Below are 22,464 nucleotides of genomic sequence, written 5' to 3'. Positions count from 1 at the left end.
TCACGCAGGAGGCGAGCCAACGTGAACGCGCAGAACGAGCGCTTATACAACCTGTCTGCCTTTCAGGCCATCGCGCTCTTCTCGTCGAGCTTCCTGCCGGTGATGTTTTGGATTTATCCGACCGTCGCCGTGCACTACGCCCGACTGGACGCACAGTGGTCGCTTCTGGTCACGGTGCTCATCGGCGTCTTCATCAGCTGGGTGCACGGGCGACTCAACGACCGGTTCCCCAATATGACGGGGCCCGACTTCGCGTGCTTGGTCTGGGGAAAATGGATGGGCAAGGTCATCACGTCACTCTATGTACCCGTCTACCTACTGTTTCTCGGCATCAGCCTGTACTTCACGATTTCGCTCATGAAGTATTTCTTCCCGCTTACCACGCGCATGTGGCTCGCCCTCGCCATGATCATCGTCGCGTGGCGGGGGGCCTGGTGCGGAGTCGAGGCCATGGGACGGGCGTCCGCCATCGTCCACCCGCTCACGTTCGCGGGCATCTTGGCTTCGTTCGGCGCCATCCTGGCGAACGCGGATCAGCCCCTCATTCCCATTTCGTTCACCAGCCTGTCGCAGACGGCTTCCGGAGTCTACCACCTGCTCCCCTTGTATCTCGGCATGGACCTCATCCTGATTGTGAATCCGTACTACCGCCACCGCCGCGGCAAGAGCGAGTGGTATCCCGTCATCGCCACTGCGATTGGGGGAGTGGTGGTGATGCTTGTGTTTTTTTCCATCGTCGTCAATCTGGGGTTCACCCCGACGGAGCGCCTCGCCTATCCGGTCCAGGTGGTCATTCAGCTCATTCGCCTGCGCGGATTTCTCGTCGAACGCCTTGGCATCGTGATCATCATCCTGTCGGTCGCCTTCACGACGCTCTTTCTCGGCAACCACATCTGGGCGCTCTCCACCACCATCGCTCGGATTGTGGGCGTCTCCGACCACAAATTCCGGCCCTTCACCTTCTTCGTGGCGCCGAGCATCTACGCCATTAGCCAAATCATCGCGACGACGATGCAGGCCCGGGACATTGTCACGGTGATCCTCGCGCCGGCGAGCTGGGTGGTGGTGGTTATCATCCCCGTGTGCACCCATTTGCTCGCTGTTCTGCGTGCAATCCGCACCGACACGCGCGAAGATATACAACCGGACGGGCGGCAGCGGCGAACCGGGCGCAGGCGCGTGCGCAATTCGCCATGAGGAGCCATTGTCATTTGCGCGCGCGTCTGTTGAAATAGACGCAAGAGCGAGATCCCGTTGGACGGGGGGCGACCACTTGATTCGTTTGCGCGGCCACCACTTGCTTTGTTTGCTGGGTTATCGAGGCATGGGCTACTCGCAGGCCTACGTTCGCAATATGACCGAAATCTATGAAGCGCTTCGCACGGATCCGCAGACGCGCGTGTGCATCGTGGCGGGCCCGGACGACCTCTGCGACCACTTCCCCGAAGACCAGCCTTATCATTGTCAAAGCGGCTCTGTCCATCGCCGAGACGCGAAGGTGCTCTCGCGCCTTGGGCTCCGCGCGGGACAATGCCTGCCGTGGCGCGAGATTGAGCGCCGCGTGCGCGATCGCGTCCGCCCGGAAGACATCCGGTCGCTGTGCCACACGTGCTCGTGGCGCTCGCTCGGCGTCTGCGAGGAAGGCGTGGATTTGGTGCGCAGGCGTCTTCCGCTTCCCCCCGCGCCTCCGCCGCCCTAACGTCTATGAGTCCTTGGTGGCGGGCAGAAGAACCGTCACCGTTGTCCCGCGGCCTACCTCGCTTTCAATCAAGAGATCGCCGCCGTGATCGGCCACCATGCGCTTGGAGACCATGACGCCAAGCCCGGTGCCTTGTTCCTTCGTCGTAAAAAACGGCTCGCCGATTCGCGCGAGCGCCTCTGGGGGCATGCCGGTGCCCTGGTCCGAAATCTGGACGTGAGCCCAGCCGCCGTCTTCCCACAGCAGGACGCGCAGGAGGCCGCCTGGCTGCATGGCCTCAATCCCGTTTCGCATGAGATTGATGAACACCTGCTTGAGCTGATTCGGATCGCCCTCCACCATGACCGACGCCGCGCGAGGCTCGTATTGAATCTCCACGCCGTGCAAAAGCGCCTGGGCGCTCATGAAGGCCACGACTTCTTGCACAAGATCGACGAGATCGAGTTGCTGAAAATGAGGGCGATCCGGCCGAGCCAAGCGCAGCAATTCCGACACAATGGCCTCCATCCTCGACACCTCGCCGCGCATGATCTCGAGGTATCGCCGATTGTTCGATCTCGCCCGCTGGTACATGAGATCGATGAAGCCGCGAAGCGCGGTGAGCGGGTTGCGGATTTCGTGCGCGATGCCGGCCGCGAGCTGCCCCACGGCCGCGAGCTTGTCGGACCGCGCCAAGAGTTCCCGCGAGGCCGCGAGCGCGAGCTCCGACTCCTTCTGGGCCGTCACATCCTGGACGGAGCCAAACAGGATGCCGCGCCCCCCGGCGTACTCGTGGTAGCGCCCGACGGATCGCACAAAGCGACTTTGCCCCCGCCCTGTTCGGATGCGGTACTCCAGCTCATACGTGTGCGTATGCATGGCGCGCGACACAGCCTGCTCCACGAGCGGCCGATCCTCCGGCACGACCGTCTCCAGAAACGCGTCGTAGGTGGCCGCAAAGTGCTCGGGATCCGTCTCCCAGATGTCATATACCTCCTGCGACCAGGTGAGCCGCCGCGTCGCCACGTCCAACTCCCAATAGCCGAATCTCGCCAACCCGTACGCCAACTGCAGCCGCTGAATCGACGCTTCAAGCGCTGATTCGCGTTCGTGGCGATCCGTCACATCGCGATGCCAGACCATGACGCCGGCCATCTCGCCACGCCATTCGTCCGGCAACAGCACACTTTCCACCCATCGCGCGGCACCGGCCCTGTCGTGCCTCCACACGAGTCTCGCAGCCGCTCGACCACCCAACACCTGAAGCCAGACGTTCGCCCACGCAGTCCGGTCCTCGTCGCGCATGGGCCAACTCACGAACGAGCGCCCCACTAGATCTTCCTCACTCATCCACGGGCGAACGGATGGCGTCACGTACAGACATTCCGCGTTCAACGCGTGATACGAGACCCAATCAGGGCCTTCACGAAAGGCGCCGCCAAGCGCTTCACCGACCGCCCGCACGCGCCCGCCTAAAGAAGCAAACCGGCTGTCTTCCATCGAATCCACCTTAGCTCCGCTGCCTGAGTGCGAAAAAAGCCGAACGGGCTTTCCCCGTCGGCCACACCCATCCGCCGCTCAGCATGATCTTACCGACCGCGGCGGCGTCTTCCGCTATGTACGCTATCAGGTTGCCGAACACCGCGCCAATCGAGCCGCCCCACCTGGGCGCATCTATGCGTATCATAGCGAATTCCATCCCTCAATACAATCCTCAACAATTCCCACAAACGGCCAAATGAGCGCCGCCATCCCTATCCGGATCCCTCGGCTCAAGCGAAACAAGGGGCTGGCCCCTGTCCCCGTCGAAAAGACGAGTCCGGGGCCGCCCCTCCTGCGCGGCGCGTGTGACGGCTTTTTAGTTCAAAATGCGCGCTGATACTGAACCGGGACCTGCGGCTTCTCGCCGAGAGAAAGGGCCGCGTGAATGGGCCAGTACGGATCGCGCAACAGTCCGCGCGCAATGGCGACGAGATCCGCGTCTCCGTTGGCGACGATCGACTCGGCCAGCGCAGGGTGATCGAGCATCCCCACGGCGATGACGGGAACCTGAAGCGCGTCTTTGATGCGCCGCGCGTAAGGCACCTGGAAGCCCGGAAAGTTCCCGGGGCGGCGTGCGCCGGGAGGCCCTTCTCCGCCGCTGGACACGTGGATGACGTCGGCTCCCGCGTCTCGATATCGCCTGCAGATTTCGATGGCGTGATCGAGGTCGTAACCCCCGTCCGCGTATTCGACGGCCGATACGCGCACGAAGAGCGGCATGCCGGAAGGCATCTCAGCCTTGACGGCCTGAATGACTTCGACGCCGAACCGCGCCAGATCCTCGCCATAAGCGTCCTTGCGGCGATTGGTGAGCGGCGAGTGGAACTGGTGGATGAGATATCCGTGCGCGCCGTGCAGTTCGATCACGTCGAATCCGGCCTTCACCGCCCTGCGCGCAGCTGCGGCGAACTTCTCCACCATCTGCTTGACTTCATCGGTCGAAAGTTCGCGCGGCGTCTTGTACTGCGGCCCGTCGAAGCGGATGGGAGACGGCGCCACCGGCACGGGCGCATCCTCCGCCTTCCGGCCGGCGTGTGCAATCTGGATGCCGATCTTCGCCCCGTGCGCGTGACACGCGTCGACGATGCGCTGAAATGGCGGGATGTGATCGTCCGACCACAGGCCGAGATCGTAATCGGTGATGCGCCCGTCCGGCTCCACGTCGGTCATCTCGACGATGATGAGTCCGACACCGCCTACCGCTCGGCTCGTGTAGTGCGTGAAATGCCAGTCGTTCGGCTTGCCATCCTTGGCCGTCACGGAGTACTGGCACATGGGCGCCATCACAATGCGGTTTTTCAACTCGAGGTTCCGAATGGCATACGGCGTGAACAGGTGAGCCATGTGGCCTGTGCTCCCTTCGGCAGCTTCGGAGGACCCGTTTGGGCCAACCGCTTTTTCTTGGTTAAGAACTATTCTTTTTATAGCACATGGAGAGCATCCGGGCAAAACGGCTCTTCCGGGGCTCTGCAGAAGGGCGCTGGGGCAGGCGCACTTCGACCTCCGTCCCTCTGCCGTGCGAGCCTGGGCTAAAAATGTGGATTTGCCCCCCGTGGGCCTCGGCAATCCACTTCGCAATGGACAAGCCGAGTCCCGCCCCGCGCGAGGCGCGGGACGGATCGGCCTGGTAAAAGCGGTCGAACACGCGAGGCAGATGTTCCGAAGGAATGCCCTGACCCGTGTCCCTGACGGCGAGCACCACGGCGTTTGCGGATGCGTAGCTGTCGATCTCCACCCAACCGCCAGAGGGCGTGAACGCGATGGCGTTGTCAATCAAGATGCTGAGGAGCTCCACGAGCCGATCCGGGTCTGCCACGGCCGGCGTGTCGCGCGCCACGACGCGCAATTCGACGCCCTTCTCCTCGGCAAGCGGCGCGAACCTGAGCGCGGCTTCCCGCGCGAGGGCGCCGAGATCGACCGGCCTAAACCGCAACACCGCCGCGCCTTCGTCGGCCTTGGCGAGCGCGAGCAGATGGTTGACCAGCCTCTGCAGACGGCTTGTCTCTCGATCGAGCGAGGCGACGACCTCGCTCATCTCCAAGATGGTCTCGCCCGGATGGCGAAACATGCGGTCGATCTGCAGCCGCATCACGGCCAGCGGCGTCCGAAGCTCATGGGACGCATTGGCGACGAACCGCCGCTGTTCTTCGAAGCTGCGGCGAATGGGGCGAAGCGCGCGGGAGGCAAGCATGAAGCCAGCGCCAGCCGACGCCACGGCGAACAAACCGGCCGAGACACTCAGGATGGTCAAGAGCTCGCGCAAGAAGGCGACATCCTGGGCCCGGTTGTAGAGGATGATGGCCGCATCCGCCGGCGCATCGCCGACTCGAACCGGCCGAGGCAGTTCCACTTTCATCCCCAGATACGGCACACCCGCCACACTCACCTCGCGCGGCCTGTCGCTGAGCCCATCCCTAGCCACCATGGCCGCTTCGGACGCCGTAAGGCTGCCGGCCGGCGTCTGGGACACGACCCGCGCCCCCGCGAGCAACACGTACACGAGGTGTTGTTCGCGGGTCTCGTCGACTTCGGCGAGCAATCGATCTCCGTCGGATCCCGGATCGGGCGCATGGCCTCGATGAAGCGGCGGAGCCTCGCCGTCGTCGTGATCGCCCGGCAGGATCTGTTCGTCTCGACACGCGCGCAGATTGGCTGCGGCAGCGCTCATCGTGGCGATCTCGTCCGCGCGCACGCGGTGATCGGTGAACGCGTAGACGACGGCGCTGAACAAGAGGAGGATGCCTGCAAATACGACGGTGTAAAGGAGCACGAGGCGCAGGGCAGTCTTGCGAAACACTCACGCGTCACTCCACATGTATCCGACGTTGCGCACCGTGCGAATCGCTGTATCGTAGCCGAACGGCTGAAGTTTCTTGCGCAGATAATGGACATACAGATCCACGGTCGTGTCCATCACCTCCGAATCGATGCCCCACACGCGGTTGAAGATCCGCTCTCGTGTGAGAATTTGTCCACGGTGGCTGAGCAGGTATTCGAGGAGATCAAACTCCTTGTCGCTGAGCTTGAGGGGCTCGTCCCCAAACGCCGCACGCCGGGCGAGGGGGTCCAAAACCAGGGAACCTGACCGAAGCGTCAGGTCGGTCCCTAATTCCCGGTTGCGGCGCAACAGGGCGCGCAGCCGGGCAAGAAACTCCTCAGTGGCGAACGGCTTCGGCAGGTAGTCGTCCCCGCCGGCGTTCAGCCCTTGAACGCGGTGATCAACGTCGCCCAGGGCGGTGAGAAACAGAACAGGCACGTGCACGCGCTTGTCCCTCAAGGTGCGGACGAGATCGTAACCCGACAGGCCAGGCAGCATGACGTCGACAACGAGCGCGTCGTACACCGCCGTCTCGGCGAGGTAGAGGCCCTCCTCGCCGTCATACGCCACATCAACTTGAAACGACTCCTCTCGCAGGAGTTCTGCAAGGGCCTGACTTAGCCCCCTGTCGTCTTCGACGAGAAGAATACGCATAGCTCCCTCCAACCGACGCCGCTCGGTGAAACTCCCGCATCAGGATACGACGTGTAGCTTGAAATCTGCTTGGAAGCGCGCCGTTCCAATCCCTTTTTGAAGTCGGTTCGTCACGATGAAGACTTGGATGTGAAACGGAGGGGCATACGTTGTTGGGGCTCGAACATCTACTCCCAAGCACCATTCATCCCATGGTGGTGCATTTCACCATCGCCGTCGCATATCTCGCCGGGGCCGCCGGGCTCGCCGGCGCCGTGCGCCAGACGCCGTTTTGGTCCCGCGCCTTCCTCTATCTTCTTCTCCTCGGCATTCTGGCCACCGCTTCGGCGGCCGTCGCCGGCGTCGTGAGCGAGTCGTATCTCTCGAGGATTCCCGAACAGGTCGCTCCCATGCTGCATACGCACAAGGAGGACGGGTTGTGGACGGGCGTCTTCCAGGTGGTGGCCGTGGCGCTTCAGCTCGCACGAGGGACGAGGCGCGGCCGCGTGTCGTGGGCAGCGGCGGCCGCAGCCATTCTCGCGTGCGTCTTCGTCACGTTGGCAGGCCACCTCGGTGGCACGATGGTGTACCAATACGGGCTCGGAGTCAAGGCCTGAAGGCCTAGCCCGGGCCCGTCTGGGTTTCAATCAGCCGGGATGCGTCACGCCTCAAAGCCGCTCGCCGGATCGGCTTGAGCAGGGGCAGTTCGCTGAGCTGTGCGCCGCGCGTCCCAGGAACGGGTGGCCGCGGAGACCACGAGCGTCACGAGGAAGTTGGCGACGAGCGCGATGAACCCGCTGTTCAGTCCGGCGACGATGGCGTGATCCGTGAGCGCGAAATATGCCACCAGGAGCACGCCTGCCAAGATTCCGCAGACGGCGCCGGGCAACGTGACCCACGCGCGTCGCCACACGCACAGGAAGACGGTCGGGAAGAACTGAGTCACAAAGTTGTATCCCATCAGAAGCAGCGCCACGATGGCCGCGTTCGAGCGAATGGAGAACAGGAAGGTGATGGCAGCCACCATCCAAACCACCACGCGGGCCACCGTCTGAATCTCCGCGGACGTTGCGCTTGGTCGCAACGGCCGATAAAGATTCTCGGCGACGAGCGTGCCCGCCGTCATCAGCATGAGCGATCCCGGCACCATGGCTGTCAGCACGCCCGCGCCGCCGATGACGCCCACCGCCCACGCCGGAAACACGTGCTGCACAGCGGCCAGAAGAGCCAGATTACTGTTCTTCAGCCCGGGCACTATCAGAATGGCGGCGAACCCGGCGAAGAACACGAACAGTAGGATCAACTGGTAAAGGGGAAGAAACGTGGCGTTGCGCCGAAACACGCGCTCGTGCTTGGCCGTGTACACCGCCCCGAAGGCATGCGGCCACATGTAAAATCCGAGGCCCGTGAGCGCCACCGTCGAGATGAACCACAGCACGCCCATTCCCTTGGCGCCCAGTTGCAAAAACCCAGGCCGCAGGTGCGCGATGGACGTGAACATGGCATGTAAACCGCCCACGTGGGCCGGCAAAAGGATGCCGACTGCCACGACGACCGCGAGAATGGCGAGATCCTTCAACACCGCTGTCCAAGCGGTACCGTGCACGCCGCTCAGCGTCACGTACAGCGCGAGCACCAGCATGGCAATGGCAATGGCCCACGCCTCTGGCAGGCGGCCGTAAGATGCCATTTGCACAATCAGACCGAGCCCAGTCATCTGCGATTGCAGATACGGCACGAGCGCGATCACACCGACGACGGCGACCAACGCGCCAAGGAATCGGCTGTCAAACTGGGCCGTGAAGAAGTCGGGCTGAGAGAGGAGATTGCGTTCCTTGGCGTAGCGCCAGATGGGCGGCAACAGAAAATACGAGAGCACGTACGCCACGGCCCCATACGCCAAAATGTACGCCGCGGGCCCACCGGTGCCATACGCCCACCCGCTTCCGCCAAGGAATGTGAACGTCGTGTAAATTTCTCCTGCCAACAGCAGAAAGACAAACAAAGCGCCAAACCCTCGCCCGGCTACCGCCCACTGCTCCAGATCCATCCGCTTGTGCGCCCGCGACGATAACGCAAGGACAAAGGCGACGGCGATGGTGACCGCGATGATGACAAGAGGAATGCTCCTCATCACTCATTCCTCCCTTCGATTGGCGGGATCGAGCGCGTACACGATGGCCATCACGAGGGACGTGAACACGATACATGCCACCATGTAGAAGAACAAAAACGGCATGCCGAGCACGATGGGATACGTGCGGTTTGCGAACGCCACGCCGACGAAGATACAGAGAATCGGGATCAAAGCAAGCGCGCGGATGGACATGTGGGTCAACCCTCCCAACGCACATCTGTCGGAATCGCGCGACAACGACGACTATGGAAAGATGGTATTCGGTACTTCGGCTTGAATTCCTCCAAACGCGAAACGGCCCGCGCTCATCCGAACGCAGGCCGCAGCAGGGCGTATAGATATTGTCGATGGCCGGGAAGCCTGGGCGCGCCGCGCAGCATGATGACCGAGGAAGACTGGTCCTCAAAACCGAGCTTGCGCAGCCGATGCAGGAAGGAAGCCCGTTCGGCCGGCACATCCATCACGACGGGCCCCTCCACGTCTTCCGCCAACAGGTGCATGAGGTTCAGCGCCATGATGTCGTTTTGCGCCAGGATGGGGCCCACCCTCATCCCGGTTTCCGACGGAAGCGCCACACCCATGCCCTGAGCTTTTCCAGCGTCGTCGCAAACCGCGATGACCTTGTCCGCCGCGCGCATCACGCGCTGGAGAAGTTCCGAGCGGTCGGCTCCGAAGGCGTGCTCATCTAGGCGGCGCACGTCCTCCAACCACGCGTCGCCCTGCCCTTCCACCCCGAGCGGCTCCTGGGGCAAGTGGGGGACGAGCACCCGGTTTGTCCCGAGCCGCACAACCTCTCCAACCGGGCGGAAACCGAACCGGGCGTAGAGCGGCGCAAGTTCCTTTCGGGCCACCAGCCCAACCGGCACGGCTCCCGCGGCTCCCTCAAACTGGCGAAGGACGTGATCGATCAGTTTGCTGCCGATGCCTCTGCGCTGAACGTCCGGCAAAACTGCCACGTTCCCGAGCCACGCGAGGCGCTGTCCGTATCGATACACGCTCGCGACGCCCGCGAGGTGGCCGTCCACGTAGGCGCCCCACGCCTCGCCAGCGGCAAACAAGAGGTCGATCTCGGCGGGATCCAACCGCCAGCCTACTGATTCCACCACGCTCACCCATGCAGCGCGTTCCGCTTCGCCCAGGCGAGCAATCACCCATTCCGTTGCCATGCATGCCTCCTGTGCGCCTGTCGGGCGCCCTATGCGAGGGCCATACGAAAACATCACCCAACGTGGGTGATGTCCGCTCCGCGACGATATGTACGCGAAGAAGCAAGCCTGTAAGCCGAGTTCTGTCCTCCTGTGCTGCAAGCGGCGTAACGCCTCGCACGTGTGGAGTGGCAATCATCTATCTAGGCCGACTGTTGCCAGCCGGCTCCAGCGACCAACCCGGGCGCGCGGCGGGCCACCGCATGTGCGCCCCTACTTGGTCTTGCTCCGGGTGGGGTTTACCTAGCCAGCCCGTCTCCGGACTGCTGGTGCGCTCTTACCGCACCGTTGCACCCTTGCCTGTGCTCAATCGAGCCATCGGCGGTCTGCATTTCTGTGGCACTTTCCCTGAGATCGCTCTCGCCGGACGTTATCCGGCACCCTGCCCTGTGGAGCTCGGACTTTCCTCCCGTGCAGCCTCGCGGCTCGCACCGGCGATTGCCCGGCTTACTTCTTCGCATCAGCATGGAGAGTATACTCGGATTTTGCCTGCCTTGCAATGGGGGATTCCACCGATCCCGCCCATCCCAGGCTGCATCGCTCCCGATTCTCTGCTATGGTAGAGAAGGGGCCAAACCCTGCGCTTCGGATGAGACACCATTTCAAGTCCCACGAGCTTGAAAGGAGTGGATCATCTTGTTGTCGCGAAACCCTGGCGTCACCGTCCTCCACCTGGACGAAAGCTTGTCCGTCCAGTCGCTCCCACTCCCGCCAGAGCACGAAATCGTGCATCTGGACGACATCCCTGGAACCCATGGCATGTGTGATCCGTTTGCGGCCCGCGCCATCGAGCGTCGCCTAGAACGGCGGACCTATCGCGGAGTGACGCTGATCGGAAGCGGCACCTACCACTATGTCACGTACTTCCTTCTCCGCGAATGCCAAGAGCCCTTCTCGCTCGTCTTGTTCGACCATCACACCGACTGCGCCGCCGAACCCCCTCTTTTGTCCTGCGGAAACTGGGTCAGGCGCGCGCTCTTTCGAATTCGAAAACTCCGCCGCGCGGTCATCGTGGGCGCCCGCGACGAAGGCCAGTTGCGCGATCTCGGCCGACGACATGGCGACGTCACCCTACTCGACGAAGGTGCCCTGTCTCGGCTGTCCGCCCCGCGCAGGCTCTCGGAACGCATCCTGGAAGCCGTGGGCCCGTATCCGGTTTACATCAGCATCGACAAGGACGTCCTGAGCCCGGCCGACGCGGCGACCGACTGGGATGGCGGCAGCATGCGCCTCCCGACGCTTCTGTACGCACTCGTCTCCTTGCGACGCCATCGGCGCATCCTTGGCGTCGACCTGTGCGGAGAATGGCCCATCTCGCCCATCGGCGCCGTGAGCGCCCAATCCCTTCGGGAGATCCAGAAAAACGAGGCCGCCAACCGCGCCATTCTCCGCGCCTTGCGATCCGGCTGATGTCTCACACAAAGCGCCAAGGATCGACGCCTTCGACGTCGACGCGGATCTGCACCGCCGACCCCAGCGCATCGCGCAGCCTCCGGGCCACCACTTCGCATACCGGCGCCTCGAGCGCCGCATGAGGCACGTCGACGATCGCAAGCCCGTCGTGCACGGCGTCCGCCGCCTGATGGTGCGACACGTCCGCCGTCACGAGGACATCAGCGCCACACGCCAGAGCGCGCGGAATCCACCCACTTCCAGCTCCTCCGAGCACGGCGACCTTTTGTACGCGCGCTCGCGGGTGACCCGCGTACCGAAGGTGAGGCAGATGAAAGGCGCGTCTCACCTGATCCACAAAGGACTCAAGCTCCATCGGTTCGGGCAGTCCCCCCACGCGCCCGATGCCGAACGGACGCCCCGGCACTGCCAGTGGGTAGACGTCGTACGCCACTTCCTCGTACGGATGCGCCTCCAGCATGCTCGCGACGATGCGGTCGAGATCGCGCTCGTAGGCAATGGTCTCCAGCCGCACCTCATCCACGAGCTCGAGCTTGCCCTCCTCGCCGATGTACGGGTGGGTGCCGGGCCCCGGCTTGAACGATCCCGTCCCCGGCGCTCCGAAGGTGCAGTGCGAATACGCGCCGATGTGGCCTGCACCGGCGTCCCCGAGCGCCTGGCGAACCGCGTCCACATGCGACACCGGCACGAATACCACCAGCTTCACCAGTTTGTCGTGCCCGGTGATGTCGAGCAGTTCGGGATGGACGAGACCCAGCCTCTCCGCGATCACGTCGTTCACGCCGCCGGGGGCGCAGTCGAGGTTGGTGTGCGCCGCGAAGAAGGCGATTCGATGCGCGACGAGCTTCGCCACCATCGCCTGGCGCGGCTTGTCCCACCGAATTTCGGAGAGCGGCCGAAAGAGAAGCGCATGGTGCGCAACGATCATATCCGCTCCCCATGCCACAGCGCGATCCGCCACGGCCGGCGTCACTTCGAGCGTCACCACGAGTTTTTCGACGGGCCGGGCGGGATCGCCCATTTGAAGCCCGATGCGGTCTCCCTCCATCGCCATGTGCGGCGGCGCGATGGCATCCATCGCCCGCATCGCGTCGGCAACCGTCACGGTCATGCGCCATCCTCCTCCCACATCTCCATCAGTGCACTCCAGATCTTTTGCCGCCTGGCGAGCATCTCACGCTGAGCCGCATGCATGGTGGCGTTTGCGGCGCGCTCGACGCGCGCCATCGCCTGCTCCGTCCGGCTGTTCTCACCTTCGATCCGGCGGCGCAGGCATGGATCATTCGTTCGACAGAGGAGCGGCCCGACCATCCAGAGCGCCTCCCAAGCCTCGTCCGGCCGGAGGCCGCGATCGCACAGCGCCGCAAGTGCAACTGCGTAGGCAGGATCCGGCCCGCCCCGATATTCCGCGGCCACAATCTCGTAAGGCTTGTCCGCTTCGCAGACCGCCACCTCTGCGGCGAGATGAAACCCAAGGCGATAGAGCGTCTGGCGCAGCACGTGGCCACCCCCCATCGGCTGGAATACCAGCCGGCGAGCCGAACGGGCGACATCTTCGCGCCGTTCGATCATGTCCGCCTGCGCACGCCCGCCGAGCCCCGCCGACACAATCACGTCGGCTTCCCCGACTTGAAGCGGCTCGAGGCCGTCCCCAAGGCGAAGGGATACGCGCGGGAGAAGCCCACGGGCAGCCAGGTGAGCCCGGGCGCGGGACAGCGGCCCTTCGCGCACGTCCGTCGCGATGGCGCGATGGACCATGCCGGCCTCCAGAGCAAACAGAGGCAGATAAGCGTGATCGGTGCCGATGTCGGCAAGGGTTTCACAAGGGAGCGCCAGCTGCGCCACGGCCCTGAGGCGCGGGCCCAAATCCATGGCCATCGTCCCTCTCCATCATTGAAATTACGCTTTGAAATTACCTTTCCAAAACGGGGCCTGTCTTCCCCGCAACATATATTCGATGTGCGCAAACACCTCGCGAACGGCCGCGCGAAACTCCCCCTTGGTGGATGCGGCGCCGCAACCGGTCGCCTCCATGCCCATCATGCGGGCGACGGCGAGCGCCCTCGGGAGATGATAATCCGAAGTGATGATGACCGCCGTCCGATATCCCCGATGGCCCATGATGGCGCTGCTGTGATACAGGTTCTCCCACGTGTTGGTGGACATCTGCTCTTCGTGCACGACCTCGGGCGGGATGCCGTTCATGACAAGGAAGCGCTTCATGCTCCGCGCCTCAGAGACGGTCTCATTCTCTCCCTGGCCGCCGCTCACGATAATGGCGCGGATGTAGCCCTGGCGGTAGAGCGCGATGGCCGTCCGAAGCCGGGCCGCGAGCGGGTGACTCGGTTCAAAGCCATTCGTGTATGCGCCGAGCACCACGCCTACATCACTTGGTACCGGCCGTTGAGATCGGCCCTCGTGTTTCAACCGCTCGGCAAATCGAACGAGAAACGCGAGCGAGCCCAGGACCGCCACTCCACACGCCAACAGGCACATCCAGAACCAGGTCAAGCTGTCCCCACCGCCTCATCGCCATATCCTCTTCCACGATACGCGGATGAAGATGGCGATAGACCGGCCGCCAGAAGTGGTCATCCGGGACCAGCGGGGCAGCGTCGAATCGGCAGGAACAAAATCAGGCCGCCACGCCCCATCACGAGACGAGCAGCCTGTGCCATGCGCAACGTGGAGCTCTCCTCACTCGAGGAAGTCCTTGAGCCGCTTGCTTCGGCTCGGATGGCGCAGCTTGCGCAGCGCCTTCGCCTCAATTTGGCGGATCCGCTCACGCGTCACGCCAAACACCTTCCCGACTTCTTCGAGCGTTCGCGTCCGGCCGTCATCGAGTCCGAACCGCAACCGCAACACGTTTTCTTCGCGCTCCGTGAGCGTATCCAGCACGTCCTCCAACTGCTCCTTCAAGAGCTCGTAAGCCGCCGCATCGGCTGGAGCGGGCGCCTCGTCGTCCGGGATGAAATCGCCGAGGTGGGAGTCGTCCTCCTCGCCAATGGGAGTTTCCAGTGACACGGGTTCCTGCGCGATCTTCTGAATCTCGCGCACCTTCTCCGGCGTCAGATCCATCTCCGCGGCAATCTCCTCCGGCGTGGGCTCACGCCCCAATTCCTGAAGGAGTTGGCGAGAGACGCGGATCAGCTTGTTGATGGTCTCCACCATGTGCACCGGGATGCGGATGGTCCGCGCCTGATCGGCGATGGCCCGCGTGATGGCCTGCCGGATCCACCACGTGGCGTAGGTGCTGAACTTGTAGCCCTTCCGGTAGTCAAATTTCTCGACCGCCTTGAGCAAGCCCAGGTTGCCCTCCTGGATCAGGTCGAGAAACAGCATGCCGCGCCCGACGTATCGCTTCGCGATGCTGACGACAAGGCGCAGGTTGGCTTCCGCCAAGCGCTGTTTCGCCTCTTCGTCTCCCTGCTCGATGCGCTTCGCGAGCTCAATCTCCTCTTGGGCCGACAAGAGCGGCACCCGCCCGATCTCCTTCAGGTACATCCGCACCGGATCGGAAATCTTGACGCCAGGCGGAACGGAGAGATCGTCCAGATCGTAATCTTCGTCCTCGCGGCCGCCGCCCTCGTCCCGCTCGTTCACGACGTCGATCCCAAGCTCCGCCAGCTGCTCGAAAAAGTCGTCCATCGCGTCGGCGTCCATGTCGAACGCGCTGAGCCGATCCGAGATCTCCTCATATGTCAATGAGCCTTGCTTTTTGCCCAGTTCAATCAGTTGTTGTTTGGCTTCCTGAAGGGTGATACCCTGATCCTCGTCACGGATTTCGTCATTCGTCTTCGCCATGTTCCCCGCCTCCTTTACCCCATTCGGCGCAACCCGTCATTCGGCGTGGAGCGCGCGGGGCTGCTTCATGGTTGCCATCTGGCTCTGAATCCACTCCACTTGCAGCTTGATCTCTCTACTCTTCTCTTGATCGCCAGCCGCCTCGGCCTCGTTCCACGCGCGCACCTTTTCCTTCAGCTCCTGTTCCAACCTGAAGAGCTCGAGCGCCCTCAGGTAATCCTCCACGAGCTCCGCCGTGATCTCCGGAGGCTCATCAAACAGGAGCGACGACGCCAGGCGAACCAACTCGTCATCCTCGAGGCGGTCGATGAAGGCCGAGGGCGGTTGTCCCGGCTTCTCGAGCCGCCAGGAATACACGTGCGACAAAAGCGCCGTGTGCAGCGGATGGGCGAGCTCGGTCACGCCCTTCTCCATCAAGTACTCTGCCGCCTCCTGGCTGAACAATGCAGCTTGGAGAATGCGAAGGCTCACCTGGTCCTTTCCCTTGGCGGCGCGCGGCGAGTTCACCCAAGGTGCGACCTCTTCTCTCGGAGGAGAACGACGCCTTAATGGTTTCGCGAAACCGCGCATCTCCTCCTTCAACGTTTCGACAGAGAGGTTAAATTCCTGTGACAAATTTCGCAACTGATATTCCTGCTCCACTGGACTCGCTCGCTCCGCGAGCAGCCGAAGCACCTGGCGCAGGAATTCGGTTCGGCCGGCAGGGCTCACCCATTCCGCTCGAGCGCGCATATCCTCGATCAGGAACTGAACTGCGGTCCAGGTCGATTCGGACAGCATGCGTTCAAACGCCCGCGCGCCATGCGCCCGGATGTATTCGTCCGGATCCATACCGTCCGGCAGCCGCAGCACCACAGGTGTGATGCCCGCCTGCTCGAGGACGTCGATGGCGCGGACTGTCGCCTTGCGCCCGGCCTCGTCGCCGTCGTACGCGATCACGACCTTGTCGCAGTCGGCCTTCAACAACTGGGCCTGTTCTTCCGTCAGACTGGTGCCGAGCGTCGCAACCGCACACTCGATGCCCGCCTGCGCAACCGCCAGGACATCCATGTAGCCTTCGAGCAACAGCGCTCTCCGCTCCCGGCGAATCGCTTTTCGGGCGCGATGAACATTGAAGAGCATCCTACCCTTGTGAAACAGTTCATACTCAGGAGAATTCAGGTACTTGGGCTTGGCATCGTCATCGAGCGCCCGCGCGCCGAAGGCGACGACCTGTCCTCGCCGATCCGCGATAGGAATGATCACGCGGCCGCGGAACCGATCTACCAACTCGCCGCCGAGATCCACCGCAAGCCCACAGGCAATGAGCTCCTCGGCCGAGAAGCCCTTCTGCTGCAGGAACGACATCATGGCCCGTCCAGACGGAGGCGCGTAGCCCAATTGGAAGGTCGCCATGGTCGTGCGGGAAATTCCGCGCGAAAGAAGATAGTGAAGGGCTTGCACTCCAGCATCTGTATTCATTAGAATGTGGTTGAACGCTTTTGCAGCGAGATCATGCGCCTGCCGATACCGCTCGAGCCTCGGCGAGCGAGGAGCGGGCGCGTGGAGCGCATCGGGCAGAGGGATGCCGCATCGCTCGGCGAGCAGTGTCACCGTCTCGGCAAATGAGATGCCCTCGATGTCCATCAGAAACCGGAATACGGTGCCGCCAGCCCCGCATCCGAAACAATGGTACACTTGGCGTTCGGGTGATACGGAGAACGAAGGCGTGCGCTCATTGTGGAACGGGCAAAGACCGACATACGAACGCCCGGATTTGCGCAAGGGCACATATTCGCTGATGACTTCGACGATGTCGACCTTCTGGCGCAGCGTATCAATGAACGTCTCGGGAACGTTCATCACTGCACCCCCTATCCGGCGTCGCCCACGGTTGCCTCGTCTCGGGTGATGCGCCGGTGCATACTCATCTATTCTACAATGTAGGACACTTTCCTCCTATCCGCAAAAAGTTGTCTCTTTCTCGACATGGTTCGACAACCAGGCTTCTCTCGAAGCTTGTGGCGTCCCCGGAAGCGAGCTTTGAGACATGCCTAGTATCGACGCTCCAAGTCAAATTTATCCTCTTCTCCATCCCCGAATCAGTTTATGGTTCCCGTATGGCGCTTATGTGTCGAGATTGCGCCCGTCGTCGGCAGGAGGGTGGGGCAGCGACGCCACAATCTCGTCAAGCACTTGACGCGCCCGCCCTCCCACGCCTGCAAATTCTTGAAGTTGATGTGCGAGAATGCGCGAGAGCGCATCCCGCATGGCGCCAGAAAGATCGACTCGATGAAGTTTTGCGATATCAGCCCGGGCCAACAGGTGGAGGACGGCCGAAATCTTGCGCGGCACGGGCCAGCCTCGAACCGCGGCTGAACCCGTTGCGCTCGCGCAATCGGCGCAGATGAGCCCGCCTTCGAACGGATCGTAGCGAGGCGCCTCGCGGGTTTCGGCCAGCGGCACGCCGCACCGGATGCACACGCGCCAGTCTGGCCCCACGCCGAGCCACGCGCATACCTTCAACTCAAACGCACGAGCCAGCACGTCCACAGGCACGCGGTCCGCCTCCAGCCCGTCCAACACGGCTACAAACTGCCGATAAGCCGCCGGGGGCGCGTCAGGTCGCTCAGGAACAGCACGGGCGGCGAGATCGCACAAATACGCGGCATACGCCGCCTTGACCACGTCCTCGTGCAGGGCGCGGCGCTGACGGGTCACCTCAGCCTGACGCACGTCGCCCATGCCTCGCCCCTGATACAGCACGTAGGTCCCTTGCACACACAGGCGCGCGGCCGCCGACAGCCGCCCGGTCGGCCTGGCCCCCCCGCGCGCCATGGCCGTCACGAGCCCCGTTTCCGTCAGGAGTGTCAGGATGGCGTCACGCTCTCCGTAGCGCACGACGCGCACCACGACGGCCTCTGTCGTCCATATCACCGTCACACTCAGCCCTTCAGCGATGCCTGGAAATGCGAATCCTCTTGGAGCTCCTCTTCCTCCGCCGGTTGTTCGTCGTCCGCGAGTTGTTCTGCCTGCTGACAGGCGCGATACAGGAGGTACGCGTACACATCTCCGGTGAGCTCGAATACCTTCCACGTGATATCACGCATCGGCATCGTCTCCCTTCCGCTCCGCGGACTGCATTTCCATGACTGTAGTCTGCCGTGCCACCCCGCCCGTATACCCGGAATCCCCTGGAGGCTTAGCCCTCGCGGTCAAAGCCGAATTGGTGCAAGAGCGCGGGCTTATTCCGCCAGTCTCGCTTCACCTTGACCCACAGCTCCAGGTAAATTCGGTTGCCCAACAGGGCCTCCAATTCGTGTCGCGCCATCTCGCCCACGCGCTTCAACATCTGGCCCTGTTTTCCAATGAGGATGGCCTTTTGACTCTCGCGCTCCGTGTAAATCACCGCGCTCACGTAAAGCGTGTCCGACGACCGCCGCTCCATGTGTTCCACCGCCACCATCACCGAGTGCGGCACTTCGTCGCGCGTCAACAGGAGCACCTTTTCCCGCACGATCTCGCTGATGATGAACGACTCCGGTTGGTCCGTGATCATGTCGTCCGGATAATACTTCGGCCCTTCGGGCAGCCGCTCTTCAATAATCTCGGCCAAAAGATCCACTTGCTCGCCTCTCAGCGCCGAGATGGGCACGTATTCGTCAAAGGGCCGAAGCGCCTGATACTCCTCGATGCGCTTCAGCACCAGCGCCCGATCCTCCAGCGCGTCCACCTTGTTCAGCGCGAGGATCACAGGCGTCCGCACGCGCTCGAGCTGCTTCGCGATTTCGTGTTCTGTGGGATGAACGGGCGAAGAGGCGTCCACGACCATGACGATCACGTCGACCTCGTTCAGCGTCTTGAGCGCGGCGTCGACCATGTACTCGCCGAGCCGATGCTTTGGTTTGTGAATGCCCGGCGTGTCGATGAAGATCATCTGCGACGTCTCGGTTGTGCGTACGCCGCGGATGCGGTTGCGCGTGGTCTGCGGCCGGTTCGACATAATGGCGACCTTGTGGCCAACGAGGGCGTTGAGAAGCGTCGACTTGCCGACGTTTGGTCGGCCGATGAGCGCCACAAAACCAGACTTGTATGTCATCCCGTTTCCCCCTCCTTTCGAGGCCGTTTGATCTCGATGTCTGCGCGGTAAGGCCACAACCTGAACGCCCAGACTATCGCCAGCCACACCGTGACGAGCGCCATCGCGCCCAGGTTGTGGCGGCTCCAGAGCCAGAAGTGCCAAGGCCAGTTGGAGGCGAGCAGCCACGTCGCGATGGCGAGCGCCCCCAAGGCGACGAATGTCACAGCGCCGCTGGCCACGTCCTTCGCCATGCCGGCAACCGGGTGTTCTCTCCAACCTGAAGCCACGTCCACGGCCAATTCGATGGCCGTATTGAACAACTCGGCTGCAAACACGCACATCGACACAAACACCGTGATGGCGGTCTGCGGCAAGCTGGGCCGCAGGCACCACTCGACGATGGCGAGGCAGGTGAACAGCCAGACGTCCCGCTTCAAATTTTTCTCGGTGTGGAAAGCGTAGACCACACCGCGCAGGCTATATGCCACCGCGCGGAGAAACGGCTGTGCCATCGGATCGGTCATCATCTGCCGGCCCTGCCCCGCGTCCTTCATGGGTTCACCGCCCCGCCGCCTACAATCTCGGAAGCCCGATGCCCTGTAAGATCTCCTCCTGCAGCCCGAACATCTCGCGCTCGCCCGCCTCGTCCTCGTGATCGTATCCATTCAGGTGCAAAAACCCGTGCACCAACAGGAACGCCATTTCCCTTTCCAGGGAATGACCGTAGGCCTCCGCCTGCTCACGGGCGCGATCCACGCTGACCACGATATCCCCTAACATCGGCTCCACTTCGTCGGGATCGGCGAGCGCCTCCCCCTCGTTCATCGGAAAGGATAGCACATCCGTAGGCCTGTCCACTTGCCGGTACGTCCGGTTGAGCTCGTGGATCGCGTCGTCGTCCACAAACAGCACGGAGACCTCGCCCTGCACGCCGATGCGCTCGGCCGCGGCCTCGAGCACGCGCTCCACGAACGCCTGGGCGTCGCCATACGGCGGGGCGAGGGGCCAGTCTACCTCGCAGGTCACGTCGACGGACAAACGGTTCACTTCGCCACTTCCTTCTTCAACTTGTCAATATCCGGATATTCAATGCGGGCGTGATAAATGCCCTTGAGCGTCTTCATGAACGCGCCGACCATGGCGTCGAGGTCCTGCAGCGTCAGGTCGCACTCATCCAGTTGGCCGTCCTGGAGGCGGTCCCGAATGATCTTGCGGATGACGCCCTCCACGCGGTTGGGCGTCGGCCGCGACATGCTGCGGACCGCAGCCTCGACCGCATCGCAAATCATGATGATGGCGCACTCGCGCGTCTTGGGCTTCGGACCCGGATATCGAAAGTCGTCCAAGCGCACGGTTCCGTTCTTATCCTGCTCCTTGGCCTTGTGATAAAAATACCACAGAATGGTCGTGCCGTGATGGGTAGCGCAGATATCCTGAATCGGCTTCGGGATCCCGGCCTTGCGCAGCATCTCGAGTCCGTCCGAGACATGGGACGTGATGATGAGGTGGCTGAGACTTGGCGCCACCTTGTCGTGCGGGTTTTCCTTCGTCATTTGATTCTCCACAAAGAACATGGGCCGCTTCGTCTTGCCAACATCGTGATAATACGCCCCGACGCGGCAAAGAAGCGGATCGGCCCCCACGAGTTCCGCCGCGGCCTCTGCGAGATTGCCGACGATGAGGCTGTGGTGGTACGTTCCAGGCGCCTCCAGTAACACCTTCCGCAGCAGCGGATGGTTGGGGTTCGAAAGCTCGAGAAGCCGGATGGGTGTGAGGAGCCCAAATGCCGCTTCGAAGAAGGGCAGGACACCCATCGTCAAGATGGCCGCGAAAATGCCGTTCAGCGCGGCCAGGCCCACGTGGAGCGACAAGGCGTGAAGATCCGAGCCACGGTTCTCCTCCAGGAGATACAGCGCGATCACAGTACCCATGTTCACCGCGGAGACGATGAACCCCGCGCGCATGAACGTGGCACGGCTCGTGACGCGCGCGACGCTGTACGCGCCGACGAGCGAACCCACGAAGCCGTAGAAAACGAAGTCGTAGTTCATGCCGAACGCCGCCCCGAGCAGAAACGAGAAGAAAAACGCGGCCACCACCGCGAGCGACGAGTCCATCATCACCGTGATGAGCATCGCGCCAAGCGAAATGGGCAGCAGATACGGCGTGGACGTGGGCCCCCCCGCTACCACAATCCACTTGGTCACCGCAATGAGGATGGCCATCAGGACGAACACGAGCCCCAAGATGCCCAGCATCAGATTGTCCAGCCGGCGCCTCGGCGCCCTCCGCTCCACGTAAGCCGCGAGCATCGCGACCGAGAGCGCGATGAATACGGCAAATCCGACCCCCACGCGGACGCTCGGATACGCCGAATACAGGCCCACGTCCTTCAGCTTGCTGATGACGTCCTGGGTGACGACCTGATTTTTCGCGACGATCACGTCGCCTTGGTGGATAAGAACCGGCTGTACGCTCTCCGCCGCCTGCTCGCGCGCCTCCTGAGTCGCCTGCGCCTGATACACCATATTCGGTCGGAGCACACTCACGGAGGTATTCTGGACAATCAAGGCCTCGTCGCGATCCAGCCCGAGATTCAGGTTGACAATCTGGCGATCCACGAGAAGCATCGACTGCTGCATCGAGTCCGCATAAAAGGGCTGGCTCAAGATGGCCTGCACGACTTTCGCGCTGTCTTTCTCCAACGCGTCGAGCCGCGCGGGCGGCTCGCGGAGCATCCGTTCCAACGTCGAGCTGGACAGTCCTTCAGGCGCCACCCGCCTCACCGCCGCCAGCCGCTCGGCGGGCGTCAGGTTTGGATTCGAGGCGGCCGTTTTCGCCGCCTCGAACAGCGTCGCCAGCTGCTGCAGCGCATCCGTGAGCACCTGCGGCGACTGCGCGTACTGCTTCGGGACCTTCGCTTCAGCCGCCCTCCGCTTGGCCGCCGTCGCGGCCGTGTCCACGGCCGTCACCGGTGCCACCACGGTGGTCGGACTTACCTCTCCGACCTTGAAATGGTAGCGAGGCGGCATCATGCTCGACGCGAGAATCGCGAACAAGAAAACGCCAAGACCCGCGTAGATGAATACGCGGATGCGCCGGTTGTGGCGAAAGGCGTCGTCGTCCAACCAGCGGCGAATGGCGTTTCCCCATCCTGTCCACTTCATGACCGAC

At 62.8% G+C, this 22,464-nt stretch carries 22 protein-coding genes and 1 other RNA gene; 4 read left to right on the top strand and 19 right to left on the bottom strand.

Annotated elements, in window-relative coordinates; genetic code table 11:
- Positions 1-21 precede the first annotated feature (21 nt).
- On the top strand, positions 22-1,197 hold the full coding sequence (locus tag AC27E8_RS02635; RefSeq protein WP_487099376.1) for a GerAB/ArcD/ProY family transporter: 1,176 nt from the start codon (positions 22-24) through the stop codon (positions 1,195-1,197).
- 76 nt (positions 1,198-1,273) lie between these two features.
- Positions 1,274-1,699, top strand: a complete 426-nt coding sequence (locus AC27E8_RS02630; RefSeq protein WP_041695290.1) for a DUF1284 domain-containing protein — start codon at positions 1,274-1,276, stop codon at positions 1,697-1,699.
- Between the two features lie 3 nt (positions 1,700-1,702).
- Here the strand turns inward: AC27E8_RS02630 and AC27E8_RS02625 are convergent, their stop codons facing one another.
- The 4 genes from AC27E8_RS02625 to AC27E8_RS02610 form a co-directional block, all read right to left on the bottom strand.
- Positions 1,703-3,178, bottom strand: coding sequence for an ATP-binding protein (locus AC27E8_RS02625; RefSeq protein ID WP_487099377.1), 1,476 nt, complete (start codon positions 3,176-3,178; stop codon positions 1,703-1,705).
- Between the two features lie 363 nt (positions 3,179-3,541).
- Positions 3,542-4,564, bottom strand: a complete 1,023-nt coding sequence (locus AC27E8_RS02620) for an NADH:flavin oxidoreductase/NADH oxidase (RefSeq protein WP_487099378.1) — start codon at positions 4,562-4,564, stop codon at positions 3,542-3,544.
- A 61-nt stretch (positions 4,565-4,625) separates the two neighbouring features.
- Positions 4,626-6,017 carry a sensor histidine kinase gene (locus AC27E8_RS02615; RefSeq protein WP_487099379.1) on the bottom strand — a complete coding sequence of 464 codons (1,392 nt, stop codon included), beginning with the start codon at positions 6,015-6,017 and terminating at the stop codon, positions 4,626-4,628.
- Entirely contained in the window at positions 6,018-6,692 is a 675-nt protein-coding gene (locus AC27E8_RS02610) for a response regulator transcription factor (protein ID WP_487099380.1), read from the bottom strand.
- Between the two features lie 149 nt (positions 6,693-6,841).
- On the opposite strand from AC27E8_RS02610, the gene AC27E8_RS02605 reads away from it, so the two are divergent.
- A complete protein-coding gene (locus tag AC27E8_RS02605; RefSeq protein WP_487099381.1) occupies positions 6,842-7,288 on the top strand; it encodes a DUF2231 domain-containing protein in 447 nt (148 codons plus the stop codon).
- A 44-nt stretch (positions 7,289-7,332) separates the two neighbouring features.
- On the opposite strand, the gene AC27E8_RS02600 is transcribed toward AC27E8_RS02605, so the two are convergent.
- From AC27E8_RS02600 to rnpB, 4 genes are all read right to left on the bottom strand, one after another.
- Positions 7,333-8,805, bottom strand: a complete 1,473-nt coding sequence (locus tag AC27E8_RS02600; protein ID WP_487099382.1) for a sodium:solute symporter family protein — start codon at positions 8,803-8,805, stop codon at positions 7,333-7,335.
- Positions 8,806-8,808: 3 nt separating this feature from the next.
- Positions 8,809-9,000, bottom strand: coding sequence for a DUF3311 domain-containing protein (locus AC27E8_RS02595; RefSeq protein WP_487099383.1), 192 nt, complete (start codon positions 8,998-9,000; stop codon positions 8,809-8,811).
- Between the two features lie 113 nt (positions 9,001-9,113).
- Complete coding sequence (locus AC27E8_RS02590; RefSeq protein ID WP_487099384.1) at positions 9,114-9,974, bottom strand: GNAT family N-acetyltransferase; 861 nt, start codon at positions 9,972-9,974, stop codon at positions 9,114-9,116.
- A 95-nt stretch (positions 9,975-10,069) separates the two neighbouring features.
- Positions 10,070-10,467: RNase P RNA component class A (gene rnpB / locus AC27E8_RS02585), an RNA gene on the bottom strand.
- 182 nt (positions 10,468-10,649) lie between these two features.
- Here rnpB and AC27E8_RS02580 point away from each other — a divergent pair.
- Positions 10,650-11,423: an arginase family protein gene (locus AC27E8_RS02580; RefSeq protein ID WP_487099385.1), complete on the top strand. Its 774-nt coding sequence runs from the start codon at positions 10,650-10,652 to the stop codon at positions 11,421-11,423.
- Between the two features lie 4 nt (positions 11,424-11,427).
- Here the strand turns inward: AC27E8_RS02580 and AC27E8_RS02575 are convergent, their stop codons facing one another.
- The 11 genes from AC27E8_RS02575 to AC27E8_RS02525 all read right to left on the bottom strand — a co-directional run bounded on the left by AC27E8_RS02575 (position 11,428) and on the right by AC27E8_RS02525 (position 22,457).
- Positions 11,428-12,537, bottom strand: coding sequence for a Nif3-like dinuclear metal center hexameric protein (locus tag AC27E8_RS02575; RefSeq protein ID WP_487099386.1), 1,110 nt, complete (start codon positions 12,535-12,537; stop codon positions 11,428-11,430).
- Positions 12,534-13,304, bottom strand: coding sequence for a tRNA (adenine(22)-N(1))-methyltransferase (locus tag AC27E8_RS02570; protein ID WP_487099387.1), 771 nt, complete (start codon positions 13,302-13,304; stop codon positions 12,534-12,536). The genes AC27E8_RS02575 and AC27E8_RS02570 overlap by 4 nt, the downstream gene beginning before the upstream one ends.
- 21 nt (positions 13,305-13,325) lie before the next feature.
- The gene (locus AC27E8_RS02565) at positions 13,326-13,937 is read right to left on the bottom strand and encodes a YdcF family protein (RefSeq protein ID WP_487099388.1); all 612 of its coding nucleotides are present in this window, start codon (positions 13,935-13,937) and stop codon (positions 13,326-13,328) included.
- Between the two features lie 186 nt (positions 13,938-14,123).
- On the bottom strand, positions 14,124-15,230 hold the full coding sequence (rpoD, locus tag AC27E8_RS02560; RefSeq protein ID WP_487099389.1) for an RNA polymerase sigma factor RpoD: 1,107 nt from the start codon (positions 15,228-15,230) through the stop codon (positions 14,124-14,126).
- A 36-nt stretch (positions 15,231-15,266) separates the two neighbouring features.
- Entirely contained in the window at positions 15,267-17,072 is a 1,806-nt protein-coding gene (gene dnaG / locus AC27E8_RS02555; protein ID WP_487099390.1) for a DNA primase, read from the bottom strand.
- A gap of 264 nt (positions 17,073-17,336) precedes the next feature.
- Positions 17,337-18,152 carry a DNA repair protein RecO gene (gene recO, locus AC27E8_RS02550; RefSeq protein ID WP_487099391.1) on the bottom strand — a complete coding sequence of 272 codons (816 nt, stop codon included), beginning with the start codon at positions 18,150-18,152 and terminating at the stop codon, positions 17,337-17,339.
- Between the two features lie 2 nt (positions 18,153-18,154).
- The gene (locus AC27E8_RS02545) at positions 18,155-18,319 is read right to left on the bottom strand and encodes a YqzL family protein (RefSeq protein ID WP_487099392.1); all 165 of its coding nucleotides are present in this window, start codon (positions 18,317-18,319) and stop codon (positions 18,155-18,157) included.
- A gap of 92 nt (positions 18,320-18,411) precedes the next feature.
- The gene (gene era / locus AC27E8_RS02540) at positions 18,412-19,308 is read right to left on the bottom strand and encodes a GTPase Era (RefSeq protein ID WP_487099393.1); all 897 of its coding nucleotides are present in this window, start codon (positions 19,306-19,308) and stop codon (positions 18,412-18,414) included.
- Positions 19,305-19,844 carry a diacylglycerol kinase gene (locus AC27E8_RS02535; RefSeq protein WP_487099394.1) on the bottom strand — a complete coding sequence of 180 codons (540 nt, stop codon included), beginning with the start codon at positions 19,842-19,844 and terminating at the stop codon, positions 19,305-19,307. Before AC27E8_RS02535 ends, era begins: the two co-directional genes overlap by 4 nt.
- A gap of 19 nt (positions 19,845-19,863) precedes the next feature.
- A complete protein-coding gene (gene ybeY, locus AC27E8_RS02530; RefSeq protein WP_487099395.1) occupies positions 19,864-20,337 on the bottom strand; it encodes an rRNA maturation RNase YbeY in 474 nt (157 codons plus the stop codon).
- A complete protein-coding gene (locus AC27E8_RS02525; protein ID WP_487099396.1) occupies positions 20,334-22,457 on the bottom strand; it encodes an HD family phosphohydrolase in 2,124 nt (707 codons plus the stop codon). The genes ybeY and AC27E8_RS02525 overlap by 4 nt, the downstream gene beginning before the upstream one ends.
- Positions 22,458-22,464 lie beyond the last annotated feature (7 nt).

It is taken from the genome of Alicyclobacillus sp. CIJ1 (genome assembly GCF_057538885.1).
The sequence above is the reverse complement of the archived record's forward strand: the minus strand, read 5'-3'. Positions and strand labels throughout refer to the sequence as shown.

Excerpts from the sequence above, each read along its gene's own strand:
- AC27E8_RS02625 (WP_487099377.1), bottom strand. The coding sequence starts at position 3,178 with ATGGAAGACAGCCGGTTTGCTTCTTTAGGCGGGCGCGTGCGGGCGGTC.
- AC27E8_RS02620 (WP_487099378.1), bottom strand. The coding sequence starts at position 4,564 with ATGGCTCACCTGTTCACGCCGTATGCCATTCGGAACCTCGAGTTGAAA.
- AC27E8_RS02610 (WP_487099380.1), bottom strand. The coding sequence starts at position 6,692 with ATGCGTATTCTTCTCGTCGAAGACGACAGGGGGCTAAGTCAGGCCCTT.
- AC27E8_RS02600 (WP_487099382.1), bottom strand. The coding sequence starts at position 8,805 with ATGAGGAGCATTCCTCTTGTCATCATCGCGGTCACCATCGCCGTCGCC.
- AC27E8_RS02595 (WP_487099383.1), bottom strand. The coding sequence starts at position 9,000 with ATGTCCATCCGCGCGCTTGCTTTGATCCCGATTCTCTGTATCTTCGTC.
- AC27E8_RS02590 (WP_487099384.1), bottom strand. The coding sequence starts at position 9,974 with ATGGCAACGGAATGGGTGATTGCTCGCCTGGGCGAAGCGGAACGCGCT.
- AC27E8_RS02575 (WP_487099386.1), bottom strand. The coding sequence starts at position 12,537 with ATGACCGTGACGGTTGCCGACGCGATGCGGGCGATGGATGCCATCGCG.
- AC27E8_RS02570 (WP_487099387.1), bottom strand. The coding sequence starts at position 13,304 with ATGGCCATGGATTTGGGCCCGCGCCTCAGGGCCGTGGCGCAGCTGGCG.
- rpoD (WP_487099389.1), bottom strand. The coding sequence starts at position 15,230 with ATGGCGAAGACGAATGACGAAATCCGTGACGAGGATCAGGGTATCACC.
- dnaG (WP_487099390.1), bottom strand. The coding sequence starts at position 17,072 with ATGAACGTTCCCGAGACGTTCATTGATACGCTGCGCCAGAAGGTCGAC.
- AC27E8_RS02545 (WP_487099392.1), bottom strand. The coding sequence starts at position 18,319 with ATGCGTGATATCACGTGGAAGGTATTCGAGCTCACCGGAGATGTGTAC.
- era (WP_487099393.1), bottom strand. The coding sequence starts at position 19,308 with ATGACATACAAGTCTGGTTTTGTGGCGCTCATCGGCCGACCAAACGTC.
- AC27E8_RS02535 (WP_487099394.1), bottom strand. The coding sequence starts at position 19,844 with ATGAAGGACGCGGGGCAGGGCCGGCAGATGATGACCGATCCGATGGCA.
- AC27E8_RS02525 (WP_487099396.1), bottom strand. The coding sequence starts at position 22,457 with ATGAAGTGGACAGGATGGGGAAACGCCATTCGCCGCTGGTTGGACGAC.